Annotated in this window: 17 protein-coding genes, 3 tRNA genes and 1 pseudogene; 18 read left to right on the forward strand and 3 right to left on the reverse strand. The window is 66.7% G+C overall.

What is annotated here, in order from left to right:
- Nucleotides 1-122: 122 nt before the first annotated feature.
- The 3 genes from ACIQC9_RS03210 (at nucleotide 123) to ACIQC9_RS03220 (ending at nucleotide 2,785) form a co-directional block, all read left to right on the forward strand.
- A complete protein-coding gene (locus ACIQC9_RS03210) occupies nucleotides 123-1,613 on the forward strand; it encodes a hypothetical protein (RefSeq protein ID WP_400612324.1) in 1,491 nt (496 codons plus the stop codon).
- Between the two features lie 70 nt (nucleotides 1,614-1,683).
- Entirely contained in the window at nucleotides 1,684-2,175 is a 492-nt protein-coding gene (gene msrB / locus ACIQC9_RS03215) for a peptide-methionine (R)-S-oxide reductase MsrB (protein WP_400615366.1), read from the forward strand.
- Between the two features lie 46 nt (nucleotides 2,176-2,221).
- On the forward strand, nucleotides 2,222-2,785 hold the full coding sequence (locus ACIQC9_RS03220) for a hypothetical protein (protein WP_400612326.1): 564 nt from the start codon (nucleotides 2,222-2,224) through the stop codon (nucleotides 2,783-2,785).
- Between the two features lie 48 nt (nucleotides 2,786-2,833).
- Here the strand turns inward: ACIQC9_RS03220 and ACIQC9_RS03225 are convergent.
- Nucleotides 2,834-2,908, reverse strand: a tRNA-Thr gene (locus ACIQC9_RS03225).
- A 368-nt stretch (nucleotides 2,909-3,276) separates the two neighbouring features.
- Here ACIQC9_RS03225 and murA point away from each other — a divergent pair.
- From murA to ACIQC9_RS03290, 13 genes and pseudogenes are all read left to right on the forward strand, one after another.
- Nucleotides 3,277-4,566 (forward strand): UDP-N-acetylglucosamine 1-carboxyvinyltransferase, encoded by a 1,290-nt coding sequence (gene murA / locus ACIQC9_RS03230; protein WP_400612328.1) that lies wholly within the window; start codon nucleotides 3,277-3,279, stop codon nucleotides 4,564-4,566.
- A complete protein-coding gene (locus tag ACIQC9_RS03235; protein ID WP_400612329.1) occupies nucleotides 4,556-5,038 on the forward strand; it encodes a DUF2948 family protein in 483 nt (160 codons plus the stop codon). The genes murA and ACIQC9_RS03235 overlap by 11 nt, the downstream gene beginning before the upstream one ends.
- A complete protein-coding gene (locus ACIQC9_RS03240) occupies nucleotides 5,035-5,493 on the forward strand; it encodes a UPF0262 family protein (RefSeq protein ID WP_400612331.1) in 459 nt (152 codons plus the stop codon). Before ACIQC9_RS03235 ends, ACIQC9_RS03240 begins: the two co-directional genes overlap by 4 nt.
- A gap of 99 nt (nucleotides 5,494-5,592) precedes the next feature.
- On the forward strand, nucleotides 5,593-5,811 hold the full coding sequence (infA, locus tag ACIQC9_RS03245; RefSeq protein ID WP_008261544.1) for a translation initiation factor IF-1: 219 nt from the start codon (nucleotides 5,593-5,595) through the stop codon (nucleotides 5,809-5,811).
- A gap of 5 nt (nucleotides 5,812-5,816) precedes the next feature.
- On the forward strand, nucleotides 5,817-6,395 hold the full coding sequence (locus ACIQC9_RS03250) for a Maf family protein (protein ID WP_400612333.1): 579 nt from the start codon (nucleotides 5,817-5,819) through the stop codon (nucleotides 6,393-6,395).
- Nucleotides 6,392-7,420 carry an RNA-binding protein gene (locus ACIQC9_RS03255; RefSeq protein WP_400612335.1) on the forward strand — a complete coding sequence of 343 codons (1,029 nt, stop codon included), beginning with the start codon at nucleotides 6,392-6,394 and terminating at the stop codon, nucleotides 7,418-7,420. The genes ACIQC9_RS03250 and ACIQC9_RS03255 overlap by 4 nt, the downstream gene beginning before the upstream one ends.
- A gap of 6 nt (nucleotides 7,421-7,426) precedes the next feature.
- Nucleotides 7,427-7,591, forward strand: a complete 165-nt coding sequence (locus ACIQC9_RS03260; RefSeq protein WP_400612338.1) for a DNA gyrase inhibitor YacG — start codon at nucleotides 7,427-7,429, stop codon at nucleotides 7,589-7,591.
- 63 nt (nucleotides 7,592-7,654) lie between these two features.
- Nucleotides 7,655-7,730: transfer RNA gene (locus tag ACIQC9_RS03265), tRNA-Phe, on the forward strand.
- Between the two features lie 380 nt (nucleotides 7,731-8,110).
- Nucleotides 8,111-9,010 carry a MotA/TolQ/ExbB proton channel family protein gene (locus ACIQC9_RS03270; RefSeq protein ID WP_400612340.1) on the forward strand — a complete coding sequence of 300 codons (900 nt, stop codon included), beginning with the start codon at nucleotides 8,111-8,113 and terminating at the stop codon, nucleotides 9,008-9,010.
- 5 nt (nucleotides 9,011-9,015) lie between these two features.
- Nucleotides 9,016-9,453 (forward strand): biopolymer transporter ExbD, encoded by a 438-nt coding sequence (locus ACIQC9_RS03275; RefSeq protein WP_400612343.1) that lies wholly within the window; start codon nucleotides 9,016-9,018, stop codon nucleotides 9,451-9,453.
- A gap of 9 nt (nucleotides 9,454-9,462) precedes the next feature.
- Nucleotides 9,463-10,182 carry an energy transducer TonB gene (locus ACIQC9_RS03280; protein WP_400612345.1) on the forward strand — a complete coding sequence of 240 codons (720 nt, stop codon included), beginning with the start codon at nucleotides 9,463-9,465 and terminating at the stop codon, nucleotides 10,180-10,182.
- Between the two features lie 157 nt (nucleotides 10,183-10,339).
- Nucleotides 10,340-10,416 (forward strand) — tRNA-His (locus ACIQC9_RS03285).
- A 28-nt stretch (nucleotides 10,417-10,444) separates the two neighbouring features.
- A pseudogene (locus ACIQC9_RS03290) lies at nucleotides 10,445-10,852 on the forward strand (methyltransferase domain-containing protein); the annotation flags it as partial.
- Nucleotides 10,853-11,111: 259 nt separating this feature from the next.
- Here the strand turns inward: ACIQC9_RS03290 and ACIQC9_RS03295 are convergent.
- Entirely contained in the window at nucleotides 11,112-12,953 is a 1,842-nt protein-coding gene (locus tag ACIQC9_RS03295; RefSeq protein WP_400612347.1) for a patatin-like phospholipase family protein, read from the reverse strand.
- A gap of 96 nt (nucleotides 12,954-13,049) precedes the next feature.
- Between ACIQC9_RS03295 and ACIQC9_RS03300 the strand changes: the two genes are divergently transcribed.
- Nucleotides 13,050-13,430: a putative quinol monooxygenase gene (locus ACIQC9_RS03300; RefSeq protein ID WP_400612349.1), complete on the forward strand. Its 381-nt coding sequence runs from the start codon at nucleotides 13,050-13,052 to the stop codon at nucleotides 13,428-13,430.
- Nucleotides 13,431-13,432: 2 nt separating this feature from the next.
- Here ACIQC9_RS03300 and ACIQC9_RS03305 read toward each other — a convergent pair whose 3' ends face one another.
- Complete coding sequence (locus tag ACIQC9_RS03305) at nucleotides 13,433-13,831, reverse strand: DUF1489 family protein (RefSeq protein WP_400612351.1); 399 nt, start codon at nucleotides 13,829-13,831, stop codon at nucleotides 13,433-13,435.
- 80 nt (nucleotides 13,832-13,911) lie between these two features.
- Between ACIQC9_RS03305 and ACIQC9_RS03310 the strand changes: the two genes are divergently transcribed.
- Nucleotides 13,912-14,205, forward strand: a complete 294-nt coding sequence (locus tag ACIQC9_RS03310; RefSeq protein WP_400612353.1) for a putative quinol monooxygenase — start codon at nucleotides 13,912-13,914, stop codon at nucleotides 14,203-14,205.
- Nucleotides 14,206-14,235 lie beyond the last annotated feature (30 nt).

A 14,235-nucleotide genomic window follows, 5' to 3' on the forward strand; every position in this document is an offset into this window, starting at 1 on the left:
CGCGATGTCCGTCGAGTAAACATGAGGGGCGGTCCGTCGCACCGGTTCGGGGTTGGCAAGCCCCTTACCGATGGGGTTTATAGCCGCCACCTCTCCGTTAACCGGCTCTGGAGCCCGACTGTATGTCCCGTTTCCTTACCGCCGCCGCTACGGCGGCTCTTGTCATGGTCGTCGGCGTCGGCTCCGCGATCGCCCAGGACTTCCGTAGTCTCGCCAGTCAGGACCTTCAGGCGGCGCATGACGAACTGGCGGCGGAGCACCCGGCCCCCGTGGTCGGCGGCGCTGCGGCCCAGAGCTTCAACGCGTGGCTGGACACCGGCCTGCAGCAAGCCATGGCCAAGGTTGGTCAGGTTAACAGCGGCTCCAGCCACGCCTACCTTCTGCGCTATTACGCCGCCGGGTTCCGGGATTCCAACATCACGGCGCGGGCCAGCTACGACACGCCGGAGACGCGCTTCTTCGCCACCAACTGGCCCGGCTTCGCCACCGGCTGGCGTAACGGCGAGTATGTCGTGACCTATGTCCAGCCGGGCGTGCGCAACACGCCGCCGCTGGGCGCCGTCGCCACCGAGTGCAACCTGACTCCGATCGAGGAATACGCCCGGTCGAAGCTGGACCTCTGGGAAGGCGACCTGAACAGCGAGGCCGGCCGCGTGACGACCGCGCCTTATCTGCTGTGGAACCGAAACAACCCGTTCGTGAACGGCCTGCCTTCGATCTGCAAATTCCGCGTTGGTCGTCGTGAGCGCGAGTTCGAGCTGAAGCCGCAGCCTGCGACGCCGGCCAACCTGGAGGCCGCCTATCGCGCCACCGTCTACACCGCCGGGGCGACGCCGCTGTCGATCGAGACGGTCAACGGTCGTCCGTGGGTGAACGTCCACTCGTTCTCCGACGACGCGGGCTGGGATGCATTCAACGCCCAGCTGGCCGAACAGGCGGCGGCGCTGCGCGGCCCGCAAGGCTTCGTGCTGGATCTGCGCGGAGCCGCCGGCTCGTCGAACCTCGGTTCCAGCGCCCGCGGCTACGGCGCCGTGAACCGCATCTGGACGCCCGAGTTCGCCCAGAGCAAGCAGCCGAGCGGTCAGGACTTCACCTACCGCGCATCACCGAAGACCCGCGAGTGGTACAACGTCGTCATCGGCCGGATGCAGCAGGACGCCCGCTTCGTCTATGAATCGCCGCAGGTGATCGAACAGACGCAGGCGATCCTGGCCGGCTTCGACGCCGCCATCGCCGCCGGGCAGACGACCTTCAACCTCCCGGCCCCGGCCTCCGCCACCGACACGGGCGCGGCCAATCCGGTTCAGGGTCCGGTCGTGGTGCTGGTCGACGCCAGCTGTGGCGGGGGCTGCCTCGACACCGTCGACCTGCTGAGCCGTCTGCCGAACGTCCGGATCGCCGGTTCGCCGACGCCGCCGGATTCGATCTTCATCGAGCAGACCGTCAGCCGCCTGCCGTCGAACTATGCGGACCTCAGCTACGGTCACAAGGCCTGGACCTCGCGGGAGCGCGGCAACAACCAGCCGTTCACGCCCGGACAAGGCCTCGCTTACACGGGCAACCCGACCGACGAGGCCGCGGTGAGGACCTGGGTCGCCACCCTGTTCCAGTGAGAACAGGCTGAAACCAGCAGGACGGCCGGACGAGGTGGAACCCTTGTCCGGCCGTTCCTATTTGCACGACATGACCGACATCCAGACCACCGCCCCGACCCGTTCTCCTTCCGGCTATGACCTGACTCCGCCCGATGACGCGGAACGGTCGCGGCTGGAGGCTGACCTGTCGCCGGAGGAGAAGCGGGTCCTGCTTTCCCACGGCACCGAGGCGCCGTTTTGCGGCACCCTGCTGGGCGAGAAGCGGGCAGGGGTCTTCTGCTGTCGCGAGTGCGGCCTGCCGTTATTCCGCGCCGCGACCAAGTTCGAGAGCGGCACGGGCTGGCCCAGTTTCACACAGCCAGTGGACGAGTCGCATGTGAAGGCGATCACTGACCGGTCCTACGGGATGGTCCGGACCGAGACCCAGTGCGCCCGCTGCGACAGCCATCAGGGGCACGTGTTCGCGGACGGCCCGCCGCCGACCGGACTGCGCTACTGCATCAACTCGGTGGCCCTGTCCTTCGTAGCTGAGGGCGAGGCGCTGCCGGACCCATTGGGGCGCGGCGACGGAAACGCCTGACCTTGGCCGCATTTGAGGCTAGGGTGATCCGCCAAGGAGTGCAGTGATGCTGATTTCCGCGATGGTGCTGGCTTTGCTGGCGACGGGCGATCCGGACGGCGTCATTGCGACGGCTTCGGCCACGCCGGTCGATCTGACCGCGAACACGCCGGTCGAGGCGCCCAGCGTCAGCGAGTCGATCCAGTCCGCTCATGGCCTGACCACCGAACAGCAGATCGATCGCTGGATTTCCGCCGGACCCGCGCGACCGGTGGATGAAATGCCGGGCCTGACCCCTTGGGTCGACGATCGCAAACCGCACGGCGAAGTCTTCGCGGGCATCGGCACCGGCGGTTATCGCAACTACGGCGGCACGGTATCCATGCCCATCGGCGAGACGGGTCGTCTCGATCTCAGCTACAGCCAGACCGAGAACGGCTACGGCTATGCGTACGACCCTCGTTATTCGTACGGGGGCGGGTACGGATATCGGTCATTCGACGACGGCTATGTCGTTCCGACGGGCCGTTCGCAGAGCTTCGGCCTGTCTTTCGAATCGGATAGCCGGAGATCAAATCGCTCCCCGGGTGCTTGGACTGCGCCGGCGGCCCGGGAGCGGCCGGCGCCCTGAGGCGGAAAACAAAAGGCCCGGTCGATCGACCGGGCCTTTCGATTGTGGTGGTGCCGCCGGGGGGAATCGAACCCACGACCTCAGCCTTACCAAGGATGCGCTCTACCACTGAGCTACGGCGGCGGAAACTGAGGAAGCGGCCGTATAGCCAAACCGAGTCAAAGGGGGAAGACCCGAAATCGGGCGCTTGCGGAAAAGTTTGCGCGGGGGTCATCATCGACCCATGGACGAGTCGGACACCGCCCCGCCGCACCCCCAGACCCCGAAGCCCGCGCCGTCGCCCCAGGACGTCGCGAAGACCGAGCGGGCCCGTCGCCTTGCATCAGCGCTGCGCGACAACCTGCGACGGCGAAAGCTTGCGCCGCCCGCCCGGCCCGCAAAACCGAGCAACTGAAAGTCATCGGTCTTCCCCGGACCGCCCTTCCGCTCGACGGGGCGTCCGCGCTAGATAGCCGATCCTCCGGCGCCCCGCCGGCGCCTGACGAGACGACATGGACAGCATCGCCATCATCGGGGGCTCGCCCCTCAACGGTTCGATTCCGATCAGCGGGGCCAAGAATTCGGCTCTGAAGCTGATGGCCGCGTCCATACTGACCGACCAGCCGCTGCGCCTGACCAACATGCCCCGGCTGGCTGACACCAAGTTTCTGGGCAAGCTGCTGCGCGCGCTGGGTGTCGAGGTCACCGAGAACGGCCACGGAGGCGAGCAGGAGACGTTGTTCCACGCGGCCGAGATCACCTCGACCTTCGCCCCCTACGATCTGGTTCGCCAGATGCGTGCGAGCTTCAACGTGCTCGGTCCCCTGCTGGCCCGGACCGGCCATGCCAAAGTGTCCCTGCCGGGCGGGTGCACCATCGGGGCGCGGCCGGTCGACCTTCACCTCGACGCGCTGAGCCGACTGGGCGCGGCGATCGAGCTGGAAGAAGGCTATGTTTCGGCCACGGCGCCCAAGGGGCTGCGGGGCGCGGAAATCGAATTCCCGTTCGTATCTGTCGGTGCGACCGAGCACGCCATGCTGGCGGCTGTACTGGCCGAGGGGACAACGGTGCTGCGTCGCGCCGCCATGGAGCCGGAGATCGGCGATCTGGCCCGGTGCCTGACCGCCATGGGCGCGAAGATCGACGGAATCGACACCGACGTCCTGACCATCTCCGGCGTATCCTCGCTGAACGGAACCGACTGGTCGGTCATTCCCGACCGGATCGAAATGGGCTCGTTCGCCGTCGCCGCCGCCATGGCGGGCGGTGAGGTGCGGCTGACGAAGACGCGGGCCGACCTGATGACCGCCTTGACCGAAAAGATGGTGGAGGCCGGGGTCGATATCTCGCCGACCGGCGACGGCGTCGTCGTGCGTCGCGATCCGGGCCAGCGACTGAAGGCGGTGAATGTCACGACCGAGGTCTACCCGGGCTTCGCCACGGACCTGCAGGCCCAGTTCATGACCCTGATGACGACGGCCGAAGGCGAGAGCGTCATCCGCGAGAACATCTTCGAGAACCGCTTTATGCACGCACCGGAACTGGCCCGGCTGGGCGCTGATATTCACGTCGGGGCTGGCGAGGCTGTGGTGAAGGGCGTTCCTGCCCTGCACGGCGCGCCGGTCATGGCGACCGACCTTCGCGCCTCGGTCAGCCTCGTGATCGCCGGTCTTGTAGCGGAGGGCGAGACGACAGTCGGTCGCGTCTATCATCTGGATCGCGGTTTCGAGCGTTTGGAAGAAAAGCTGGGCGCCTGCGGGGCCCGGATCCGACGCATCACAGGCGAGGCGGATGAGCACTGACGCGGTCATCGAGACCCAGGACGAGACCCCGGTGAAGACGCCGGTCGAGCCGCTGCGCCTGCTGGCGGAGGATGCGGACGACCTGCAGATCATCTCGGCCGCGCTTCAGGATGCGATCCTGCGTCCGGTGGACATCGTCTGGGAGCCGGCCGCGCGTCGGGTCACGCTGGCGCTGAGCCGGTTCTGCTGGGAGTGCGGCGGGACGCGGGTGATGGCGGCGATGCAGTTCGGCGACGTGCTGGCGGTGAAGAGCCGCCGCCTGCCGCGTGGACCCGAGGCGGCGCTGGAATTGCTGGCCATGGACTTCATGCCGGACGAGGCGCCCGGCGGACGGGTGATCATGATGTTCGCCGGCGGCGGAGACCTGCGGATCGACGTGGAATGTCTCGACGCCGTGCTGACCGACCTGTCGGAACGCTGGCCGGCCCGGATTGCGCCGACCCATCTGGGCGGGGAAGGCGAGGGCGCGTGAGCGATCACCGCCTTAGCTCGGTCGAGCTCGATTCCAGCCTGCCCGCGCCGAACGTCGAGATCGAGAGCGACCGACAGCGCGCCATGGCCGACCTGATCGGCAGCAACACCTTCGAGCCTGAAGGCGCGGAGCGCGGGCCTTACGCGCTGAAGATGTCGTCTCAGGATGGACGGCTGGTGCTGGACATCACCGGACCGGACTTCGCCCGCACGCACGGTCTGTCGATGTCGTCGCTGAACAAGGTGATCCGCGACTACATCGAGATCTGCGACAGCTACTACGAAGCCCTGCGTGGCACGTCTGCGTCGAAGATCGAGGCGGTCGATATGGGGCGGCGTGGTTTGCACAACGATGGCGCGGACCTGCTTCGATCGCGTCTGAACGGCAAGGTGACGCTGGACCATGAGACCGCGCGACGTCTGTTCACGCTGGTGACGGCGCTCTATCGCCGCTGAACTCGACTATCGAAGCATTTTGGTGCATAGCGCCGCACCTTCACGCGCGCTTCCGCCCGGCGCGCGTCCGATTCGCATTCACGGGGCGTGAGAGGCCGCATGGCTAAGGAAGAACTGCTCGAGTTTCCCGGCACCGTCAGCGAACTGCTGCCGAACGCCACGTTCCGCGTGACGCTTGAGAACGACCACGAGATCATCGCCCACACCGCCGGCAAGATGCGCAAGAACCGCATCCGCGTGCTGGCCGGGGACAAGGTGCTGGTCGAGATGACGCCCTATGACCTGACCAAGGGCCGCATCACCTACCGCTTCAAATAAGACCGGTGGCTACGCGGCCCGAACTGGTGCTGGCGTCCGCCAGCCCTCGTCGCGTGGAGCTGCTGGGGCTGATCGGGATCACGCCCGATCGCGTGGACCCCGCTGATATCGATGAAACGCCGCTGAAGGGCGAGACGCCCGCCCGGCTGGCCGCCCGTCTGGCGATCGGCAAGGCGCAGGCGACAGCCGCGCGTGCGCCTGACGCGGTTGTGCTTGCCGCAGACACTGTGGTGTCGGTCGGGCGTCGCTTCCTTGAGAAAGCCGCCGACGAGGCGGAAGCGATCCGCTTCCTGGAACTGCTCTCGGGCAGGGGACACCGCGTCTATACCGGCGTGGCCGTTGCGCAGGGCGGTGCGGTTCGGCATCGGGTCGTCGAGACGCGGGTGACCTTCAAGGTTCTCTCTCCCTCCGAGATCGCCGCATACGTCGCCTCGGGAGAATGGCGCGGCAAGGCTGGCGGGTATGGCATTCAGGGTCGCGCGGGCGCCTTCGTCGCGCGACTCGTGGGCAGCTACCCGGCCGTCATGGGCCTGCCGCTCCCCGAGACGCTGAACCTGTTGGCCGGGGCGGGCTGGCGGCCGTGACCGTCGAGGTCTTTCTGGACGACACCCCCGGCGAGGTCCGCGGGATTGTCAGACGGAACGGGCGGCCCGCACATCTGCTGATACATAGAGAGAGCGATGTCCCGGCGTTTCGGCTGGGTGCGCGGTCCGTCGGCCGGGTCGTGCGCGTCGAACCGACCTTGGCCGCAGCGTTTGTGGACCTGGGCGTCGGGGAGCCTTTCGGCTTTCTGCCGCTGAAGAAGAGCGATCGCCTGATAGAGGGCCACAAGGTCGAGGTTGAGGTGATCGCCGAACCCCGCGACGGGAAGGGGCCTGCGCTGCGGCGCGTGGCGGAAGCTGCGGGTCAGCCGGGCCTGATCGCCGCAGGGCCGGGCGTCGAAGAGCGCATGGCCGAACTGGCGCCGGGCGTCACGCCGGTGACGGGCGCCGACGCGATACTCGCCGGTCTGGAAGCCGAGGAAGAGGCGCTGGCTTCGCATCACAGTTTCCGAAGTGCGGGCATTGATCTGTCCGTTGAGCGGACGCGGGCGCTGGTGGCCGTCGACATCGACCATGCGCCCACGCCGGGCCGGGATGGCCGGCGCGACAAGGCGTCCGCCAATCGCGAGGGGCTTATACAGGCCGCCCGCCTGATCGGTCTGAAGGGATGGGGCGGGCTGGCGGCTGTTGATCTGGTGGGGGTCGGCCATGACGGGGCGGCGCTGGCTGCGATGACCCGGGACGCGTTTTCGACGCCGGGCGCAGTGGCGGGGCCGGTCAACCGGTTCGGCGTGCTGATGCTGTCCCTGCCGTGGCGAACCATGCCTTTCGAATCCCGGATGCTGGACAGTGAAGGTCGCCGGACGACCGAAGCCGTCGCGATCGATGCGACCCGTCGTCTGCGTCTGGCGATGGCGGAGGATCGGGCCAGTCCCTATCTGACGGTGTGCTGCAGCCCTGCGATCGCCGCCTTGGCCGAGCCGCTGGTGGCGCGGCTGGGGCCCCGGGCGCGCCTTCTGGCTGACCCGAAGCTGGGCCTATGCGAACTGCGTATCAATTCAGGCTGAAACAGCATGGCTGACTGTCCCATCTGCAAACGTCCGGCGACGGATCCCAAATACCGGCCGTTCTGTTCGAAACGATGCGCCGATGTCGATCTTCAACGGTGGTTCACGGGCGGCTACGCCATCCCTGACAGCATCGACGAAGCCTCGTTCGAGGATGGCGATAAAGACTGAAAACCTGCGCTTGCCTCGCCGCAGACGCTCGCCTATAGACGCCGCTCCCGCGAGCAAACGCGCGCCTGGGTAGCTCAGTTGGTAGAGCAGCGGATTGAAAATCCGCGTGTCGGTGGTTCGAATCCGCCCCCAGGCACCATTGCCCGTTATTCCATTGCAAAAATGGGGTGCGGGCCATCATGAAATTGTCGCTTTCGACCTGAAACACTGGCCCTGAGGGTCGATGTTCCCCCGACATGGGAGAAAGCGGACCTCCGCACTTGACGCTCTGGTAACCGTTCGCCAAAGGAGCTTGACCGCTTTTCCTGACGAGCGTGTCGAAAGGGCACGGGAACCGGTTTCCCGAGCGCAATCGCACCATTCCAGCGGCCTTCGGCAACTGGAAACGTCAGGGAGCGTTCCGCAGATTGGGGGTCGACGACTCCCAGCGCTGCGACCGAGATTTTCATCGAGCGTCCCGTCCCTGGCGGGGCTCTCATGGGTTCCACGAGTCAGACCAATGCAGGGAACTGGCGAACTATGATCACCATCAAGAAGACCAACATCCTCCTGGCTATGGCCGGCGCCGCCGTGCTCATGGCCGGTTCGCCCGCTCTCGCGCAGGATCCCGCGGCTCCGGCCACGACCGCTCCGGCCGCCTCGACCGCCCCGGCGGCCTCGACCGCTCCGGTTGCGGCCACCCCGGCTGCTCCGGCCCCCGAAACCGTCGCTGAGGCTGAAGGCGGCCACAGCGGCAAGCTGACCCTGTCGTCCATGTTCATGGACGCCGGCATCGTCGTTAAGGTCGTCATGATCGGCCTGATCCTGGCCTCGATCTTCTCGTGGGTCCTTCTGCTCATCAAACTGTTCGAGTTCGGCGCCCTCAACAAGAAGAGCGACGCCTTCCTCGAGTCCTTCCGCGGCGCCCGTACGATCGCCGACGCCCGCAAGATCGCGATGTCGGAAGAGTTCGAAGGCAACCCACTGGCCGACATGGCCGCCGCGGCGACCGACGAAGTCGAACTGTCGCGTCAGGCTGGCCTCTCGGTCACCGGCGAGCACGCTGACTCGGCTCTGTCCCGCGCCCAAGCCGCTGTGAACGCGGTTCAGTCGGGTCTGGCCAAGCGCCTGTCGGGCGGTCAGCAGTTCCTGGCGTCGGTCGGTTCGACCGGTCCGTTCATCGGTCTGTTCGGCACCGTGTACGGCATCATGGTGTCCTTCATCGGCATCGCGAACACCAACACGACCAACCTGGCCGTCGTGGCCCCGGGTATCGCCGAAGCCCTGCTGGCTACCGGTATCGGCCTCTTCGCCGCTATTCCGGCGGTTATCTTCTACAACTACTTCAACACCCGTATCGCGTCGTACGGCACCCGTTCGGACGGCTTTAACGCCGAGCTCCTGAACTTCGTGTCGCGTAACCTCGACAAGGGAGCGTAAGCAGCATGGCCGCCAAACTCTCAGGCGGCGGCGGTGGCAAGTATGCCATCCAGCAGAACAGCGAGATTAACGTCACGCCGTTCGTGGATATCATGCTTGTCCTGCTCATCATCTTCATGGTGGCGGCTCCGCTCGCCACCGTGTCGGTGGAGGTCAAGCTGCCGTCCGCGACCGTTCCTCCCCAAACGTCTCCGCCCAAGCCGTTCTACATTTCGATCCAGAACAATGGCCGGACCTATATCGGTGATGGCGAGGTCGACATCGACAGCGTCGGATCCGAGCTGCTGAGCCTGATCGGAAACAAGACCCCGTCTGACGAGCGGATCTTCATCCGCGCCGACCAGACGACCCGGTACGGCGATTTCATGCAGGTCATGAATTCGCTCCAGGACAGCGGCTTCTATAGCGTCGCCCTGGTCGGCGAAGACCAGTCGAACAAGTAGGAGCGGCGAATGAGCGAAGTCGAATATCACCGCAGTCTCTACGACCCGCCGAAGCCGAAAGGCTTCATGGGGGTTCCGACCCACATCGTGCTGATCAGCTTGCTGGTCGTGGTCGTTCTGTTCGCGCTGCTGATCGCCTACATCATCAACCAGCAGTTCACCATGAAGCAGGTGACCTACTCGGATGATTCTGTGGACGTCGAGCTGATCGAACCGATCCCGCCGCCTCCGCCGCCTCCGCCTCCGCCGCCTCCGCCGCCGGACGCTGCGCCGCCGCCGCCGAAGCTTCAGGTCCGTGTCCCGGCCCCGATCCCGACGCAGATCCCGGTGCCGCCGCTTCCCGTGCCGCCGACGCCCAAGGAAGACCGTATCGAATCGACCATCCCGCCAGGACGTGTCGATGGTCCGGTCACCCCGCCGGCCCCTCCGGCTCCGGCCCGGCCGGCCACGATCACCAACGTGACGTGGCAGCGCCAGCCGGCTCCGGAATTCCCGGAGCGGGCGCAAAGCCGAGGTATCGAGTCGGGCACTGTTCAGATGCTCTGCACGGTCAACGCCAACGGTTCTGCCTCGAACTGCAGCGTTGTCTCGGAGGATCCGAGCGGCGCCGGGTTCGGCCAGGCGGCTCTCCGGTCTATGTCTCGCGCACGGTTTGCTCCGCGCACCGTCGATGGCGTCGCTTCTGGTGGTCAGGCACGGTTCAATATCCGGTTCCGTCTGCCGGAGTAGTTCCGGACCCAAAGTCTCTACGAGCGCCCCGACCGAAAGGTCGGGGCGTTTTCGTTTGGGCGGCCGAGCCCATTGTTTCACGGATAGCCAATTATGCGGGCAGGGCGCTTGATCGAGAGGACGGCCGGAGCTACAGACGCCGCTCGCGCGGATATGTGCAGCCTTAGCTCAGTTGGTTAGAGCGCCGGTTTGTGGAGCCGGAGGTCCTCAGTTCAAACCTGAGAGGCTGTACCATCCCCGCCTGATCGGAGGCGAAATGCGCATGACGGATGCGTCTCCGACCTGGGATCCCCAACAGTATCGACGCTATGAGGCCGAACGGGATCGTCCCGCGCTGGACCTGCTGCTGCGCCTGCCGTCTGATATGGACCCGCGGGAGATCTGGGACCTAGGATGCGGCGCGGGCAAGCACGCGGCTCTTCTGAAACGACGCCATCCCGAAGCTCGCGTGCAAGGTCTCGACCTGAGCACCGAAATGCTGGATCAGGCGACAGCCTTGCCGGTCGACGTGGAGTGGCGGCATGGCGGCATCGCTGACTGGACGCCCGAGGCGCCGGTCGATCTGATCTTCACCAACGCCGCGCTGCAATGGCTGCCAGATCATGAGACCCTGATTCCAAAGCTGGCGAAGGCTCTGGCTCCGGGCGGGGTGCTGGCGATCCAGGCGCCGGTGGCACAGGGCACGGCGCACCACATGGCCATAGCCGGGACGGTGGAGACCGGACCGTGGGCGAACCTGCTTTCGGGCGCCCGCCCTGTCTCGCCGCTGCTTTCGCCTGAAGCCTATTACGACCTGCTGGCCCCGGTCTGCGACGCGATCGATATCTGGGCGACGACCTATCAGCACGTCCTGTGGGGCGAGGATCCGGTGCTGGAGTGGGTGAAGGGAACGGCGTTGCGGCCGTACCTGTCGCGTCTCGCTGATCCGGCTATGCGGGCGGATTTCCTTTCCGCCCTGGGCGAGCGGCTGCGGCGGGCTTTCCCCGTCCGCGCCGACGGATCGACCCTGCTTCCGTTTCCCCGTCTGTTTCTGGTAGCGCAGCGACGCTTCGACGGCGAAGGCCGCTGACGGGGCCGTCAAGGGCAGCGAGCGCCTCCTTCATCGCGCGATAGCCGGCCTCGACCGCGGGGGTGAAGGCCTTCCAGTCGCGGATGTCGACGCCGTCCGGCGTGGGCTGAACCAGCAGGTCCGTCGCAGCGCGGGAGGTTTCCAGATCGGCATCGGTCGTCAGGGTCGCGGCCCGCATCAACACCGACACGATCGGCGGCCCGCGACGCCACGCGCCGGTCGCCAGCAGTCGCCACAGGCCCGGCGGGTGTTCGATCATCTCGGGATCGACCCCGCGCGCTTCCGACATGTCGATGCCGACGATCGGGCCGGCGTTCATCTGACGCATGACCTCGGCGGGGAAGTTCTTCAGCACGGCGCCGTCGACCAGCACCTGACCGTCGATGACCACCGGCGGCATGACGCCGGGGATGGCGATCGACGCCCGCATGGCCCGGCGCATCAGGCCGCGGCGATGCACCTCGATCTTGCCCGTCGTCAGATTGGTGGAGACGGCGAAGAACGGCCGCTCCAGATCGGCCAGATCGATGTCGCCGTAGGCCTCCTCAAGCAGGCGGCCCACCTTGCGCGCCCGGGTCATGGCCAGAAGCGGGAAGGTGATGTCGGACAACGGATCGCTGTCGACAAAGGATTTCCGGATCCGCGCCTCGAGCTCTTCCTGCGACCAGCCCAGGGCCGGGCCAGCGGCGATCACCGCGCCCATGGAGGCTCCGCCGACGAAATCAATCGGCACGCCGGCTTCGCGCAGAGCCCTGAGGGCGCCGATGTGGGCGTAAGCCCTCGCCCCGCCGCCGGACATGACGACCCCGACCGCGCTGCCCGTTACGACTCGCGCCATCCGCTCGGCGTCGGCCTGATCGCCCTCGATGGCATGGAACCAACGTCCGGGCTGGATGGTGTCCAGCCAGATGTTGGTGTTGATCGGCCGCTTCATGCGCGGATCGCGAAGAAGGATCAGGTCAGTGCGACGCTGGGCGTCCAGCACCTGATTGTGCGGCATCGGCCGGTTAGGCGGGGCCATAAGGCCGCTTCCGACCACGAACAGGCGGTCGACCTGACGCGCGCAAAGGCTGGCCCAGGCCGGCTCGTCCTCTTCGGCGACATAGAGGACGAAGTCGTGGGCGTCCTCGACCCGACTGAACCACTCTGCGGCCGAGGCCAGGGCGGAATGGTCGATGACCTCGCAGGTGAAGCCGTCGGCGACGATGGCTTGGGCGATGCGTTCGACGAAGGCGCGGATCGGGCGGGGACGGGCTGACAGGAAGCCGAAGACGCTGGGATCGCCGCCGCCGCCGTCGCGCCGCTCGCGCGCTCGCCGGATCATCAGGCGCGACAGTTCGACCATCAGATCGGGCTCTGTGCGGGCCGCGTCGAAGAAGGCGTCACGGGGCAGGGCCAGCACCTCGGAATCGCGCAAGGCGACCACATCAGCGGTATGGGCGCCCCCGGCCAGCATGGCCATTTCGCCGACAGGCTCTCCCGGCCTGACGACGCCGATGAACTGGGGCGGCTGGTCGTTCTGTTCGCGTCGGAACACGCCCAGACGGCCCGCGCGGAGCAGGTAGAGGGTGTCCGCCTCCTCGCCCTCCGTGAACAGGGTCTCGCCGCCGGTCAGGGCGAACCAGCTGGCGCGATCGTTACGCCCGCCGTCGAAGATGCGGTTCAGGGCGTTTTCCAGTCGGTCGGAGCGGACAGGGGCCATGCGACCTGCTTAAGCCTTGCCGTGAGTTCGCGCGAGGGTCATCCGAACGGCTTGAAGGCTCGACCGCCGGCATCGTTCCGTCCTAGCCTCAGGCGCATGACAGGCAACCGCAGACAGGTCATGGGCGCAGGCTTCGGCCTTGCCCTGACGGTCGCGATCCGGCCGGCGAAAGGGAGCGAAGAGGCGATGTACGGACTGATCGGACGGATGAAGGCGCAGCCGGGCCAGTGCGACGCTCTCGCCGCGATCCTGCTGGAGGGCACGGGCGCAATGCCGGGTTGCCTCAGTTACATCGTCGCTCGCGATCCGGCGGATGCCGACGCCCTGTGGATCACCGAAGTCTGGGACAGTCAGGCCAGCCATCGCGCCTCGCTGCAGCTGCCGGCCGTACAGGCCGCTATCGCGCGGGGGCGACCCCTTATCGCGGGTTTCGACGGCCAGACGGAGACAGAGCCTCTCGGCGGTGTCGGCCTGTAGCCTCACCAGGCGCCGAGCTCTCGCAGTTCGCGAGCCAGATCGTCCGGCAGGTCGGTGGCCTCCGCTGAGGACAGATCGACCGGCGCATCCTTGCCTTCCAGATAGCGCCACCCCTGAAATGGACGGCGGCCCAGCGGCGCGGTGCGGATGACGCACGGCTCCAGCGTGATCTCGCAGCGGCTGGCCTTGCCCTCGCCCAGCGTCTTCACGTCCAGGATCGGCTGGCGACAGGCGACGGTCCCCTTGATGACCCAGTACAGCGATCCGCCATCTTCCAGTTCTGTCGCGCGCTTCGGCGTCATGCGGGTGTGAACGATCAGCGGCTTGCCGTTCGAGGCCCGGTTCTCCAGCCATTCGACCTCGGAAACGCCGACGCAAAGCTTGATCATGTGGAGGGGCATATACGGCGAAGGTTCAATCAGGGGTTGGGAGACTTGAGGCGGGTTCCGGCGTAGGTCGGGGGCGGGCGGAGATCGAATCTGTGTACGGGCTTATCACCAGAGTTACCGCGAAACCGGGCCAGCGCGAGGTGTTGGCGCAGCTCCTGATCGGCGGCCTTTCCCATCGACCCGGCTGCCTCATCTATGTGGTGGCCGAGGACCCGCAATCCAGCGCCGATCTGTGGGTGACCGAGGTCTGGGTCGATGAGGCCGCGCACAAGGCGTCGCTGACCGCGCCCGAGATCAAGGCCTTCACCATCCGCGGCTGGCCCATGGTGGCGGGCATGGAGGACAGCGTGATCACGCGGCCGCTAGGCGGTCTGGGTCTGGACTAGGCGGCCTCGTCGCGCCCTATCCGGCATTAG

Source organism: Brevundimonas sp. NPDC092305 (genome assembly GCF_044755415.1).
Classification (GTDB): Bacteria; Pseudomonadota; Alphaproteobacteria; order Caulobacterales; family Caulobacteraceae; genus Brevundimonas.

What these genes read in the sequence shown, in the direction of transcription:
- ACIQC9_RS03210 (WP_400612324.1), top strand. Translation starts at nt 123, where the DNA reads ATGTCCCGTTTCCTTACCGCCGCCGCTACGGCGGCTCTTGTCATGGTC.
- msrB (WP_400615366.1), top strand. Translation starts at nt 1,684, where the DNA reads ATGACCGACATCCAGACCACCGCCCCGACCCGTTCTCCTTCCGGCTAT.
- ACIQC9_RS03220 (WP_400612326.1), top strand. Translation starts at nt 2,222, where the DNA reads ATGCTGATTTCCGCGATGGTGCTGGCTTTGCTGGCGACGGGCGATCCG.
- murA (WP_400612328.1), top strand. Translation starts at nt 3,277, where the DNA reads ATGGACAGCATCGCCATCATCGGGGGCTCGCCCCTCAACGGTTCGATT.
- ACIQC9_RS03235 (WP_400612329.1), top strand. Translation starts at nt 4,556, where the DNA reads ATGAGCACTGACGCGGTCATCGAGACCCAGGACGAGACCCCGGTGAAG.
- infA (WP_008261544.1), top strand. Translation starts at nt 5,593, where the DNA reads ATGGCTAAGGAAGAACTGCTCGAGTTTCCCGGCACCGTCAGCGAACTG.
- ACIQC9_RS03260 (WP_400612338.1), top strand. Translation starts at nt 7,427, where the DNA reads ATGGCTGACTGTCCCATCTGCAAACGTCCGGCGACGGATCCCAAATAC.
- ACIQC9_RS03270 (WP_400612340.1), top strand. Translation starts at nt 8,111, where the DNA reads ATGATCACCATCAAGAAGACCAACATCCTCCTGGCTATGGCCGGCGCC.
- ACIQC9_RS03275 (WP_400612343.1), top strand. Translation starts at nt 9,016, where the DNA reads ATGGCCGCCAAACTCTCAGGCGGCGGCGGTGGCAAGTATGCCATCCAG.
- ACIQC9_RS03280 (WP_400612345.1), top strand. Translation starts at nt 9,463, where the DNA reads ATGAGCGAAGTCGAATATCACCGCAGTCTCTACGACCCGCCGAAGCCG.
- ACIQC9_RS03295 (WP_400612347.1), bottom strand. Translation starts at nt 12,953, where the DNA reads ATGGCCCCTGTCCGCTCCGACCGACTGGAAAACGCCCTGAACCGCATC.
- ACIQC9_RS03300 (WP_400612349.1), top strand. Translation starts at nt 13,050, where the DNA reads ATGACAGGCAACCGCAGACAGGTCATGGGCGCAGGCTTCGGCCTTGCC.
- ACIQC9_RS03305 (WP_400612351.1), bottom strand. Translation starts at nt 13,831, where the DNA reads ATGCCCCTCCACATGATCAAGCTTTGCGTCGGCGTTTCCGAGGTCGAA.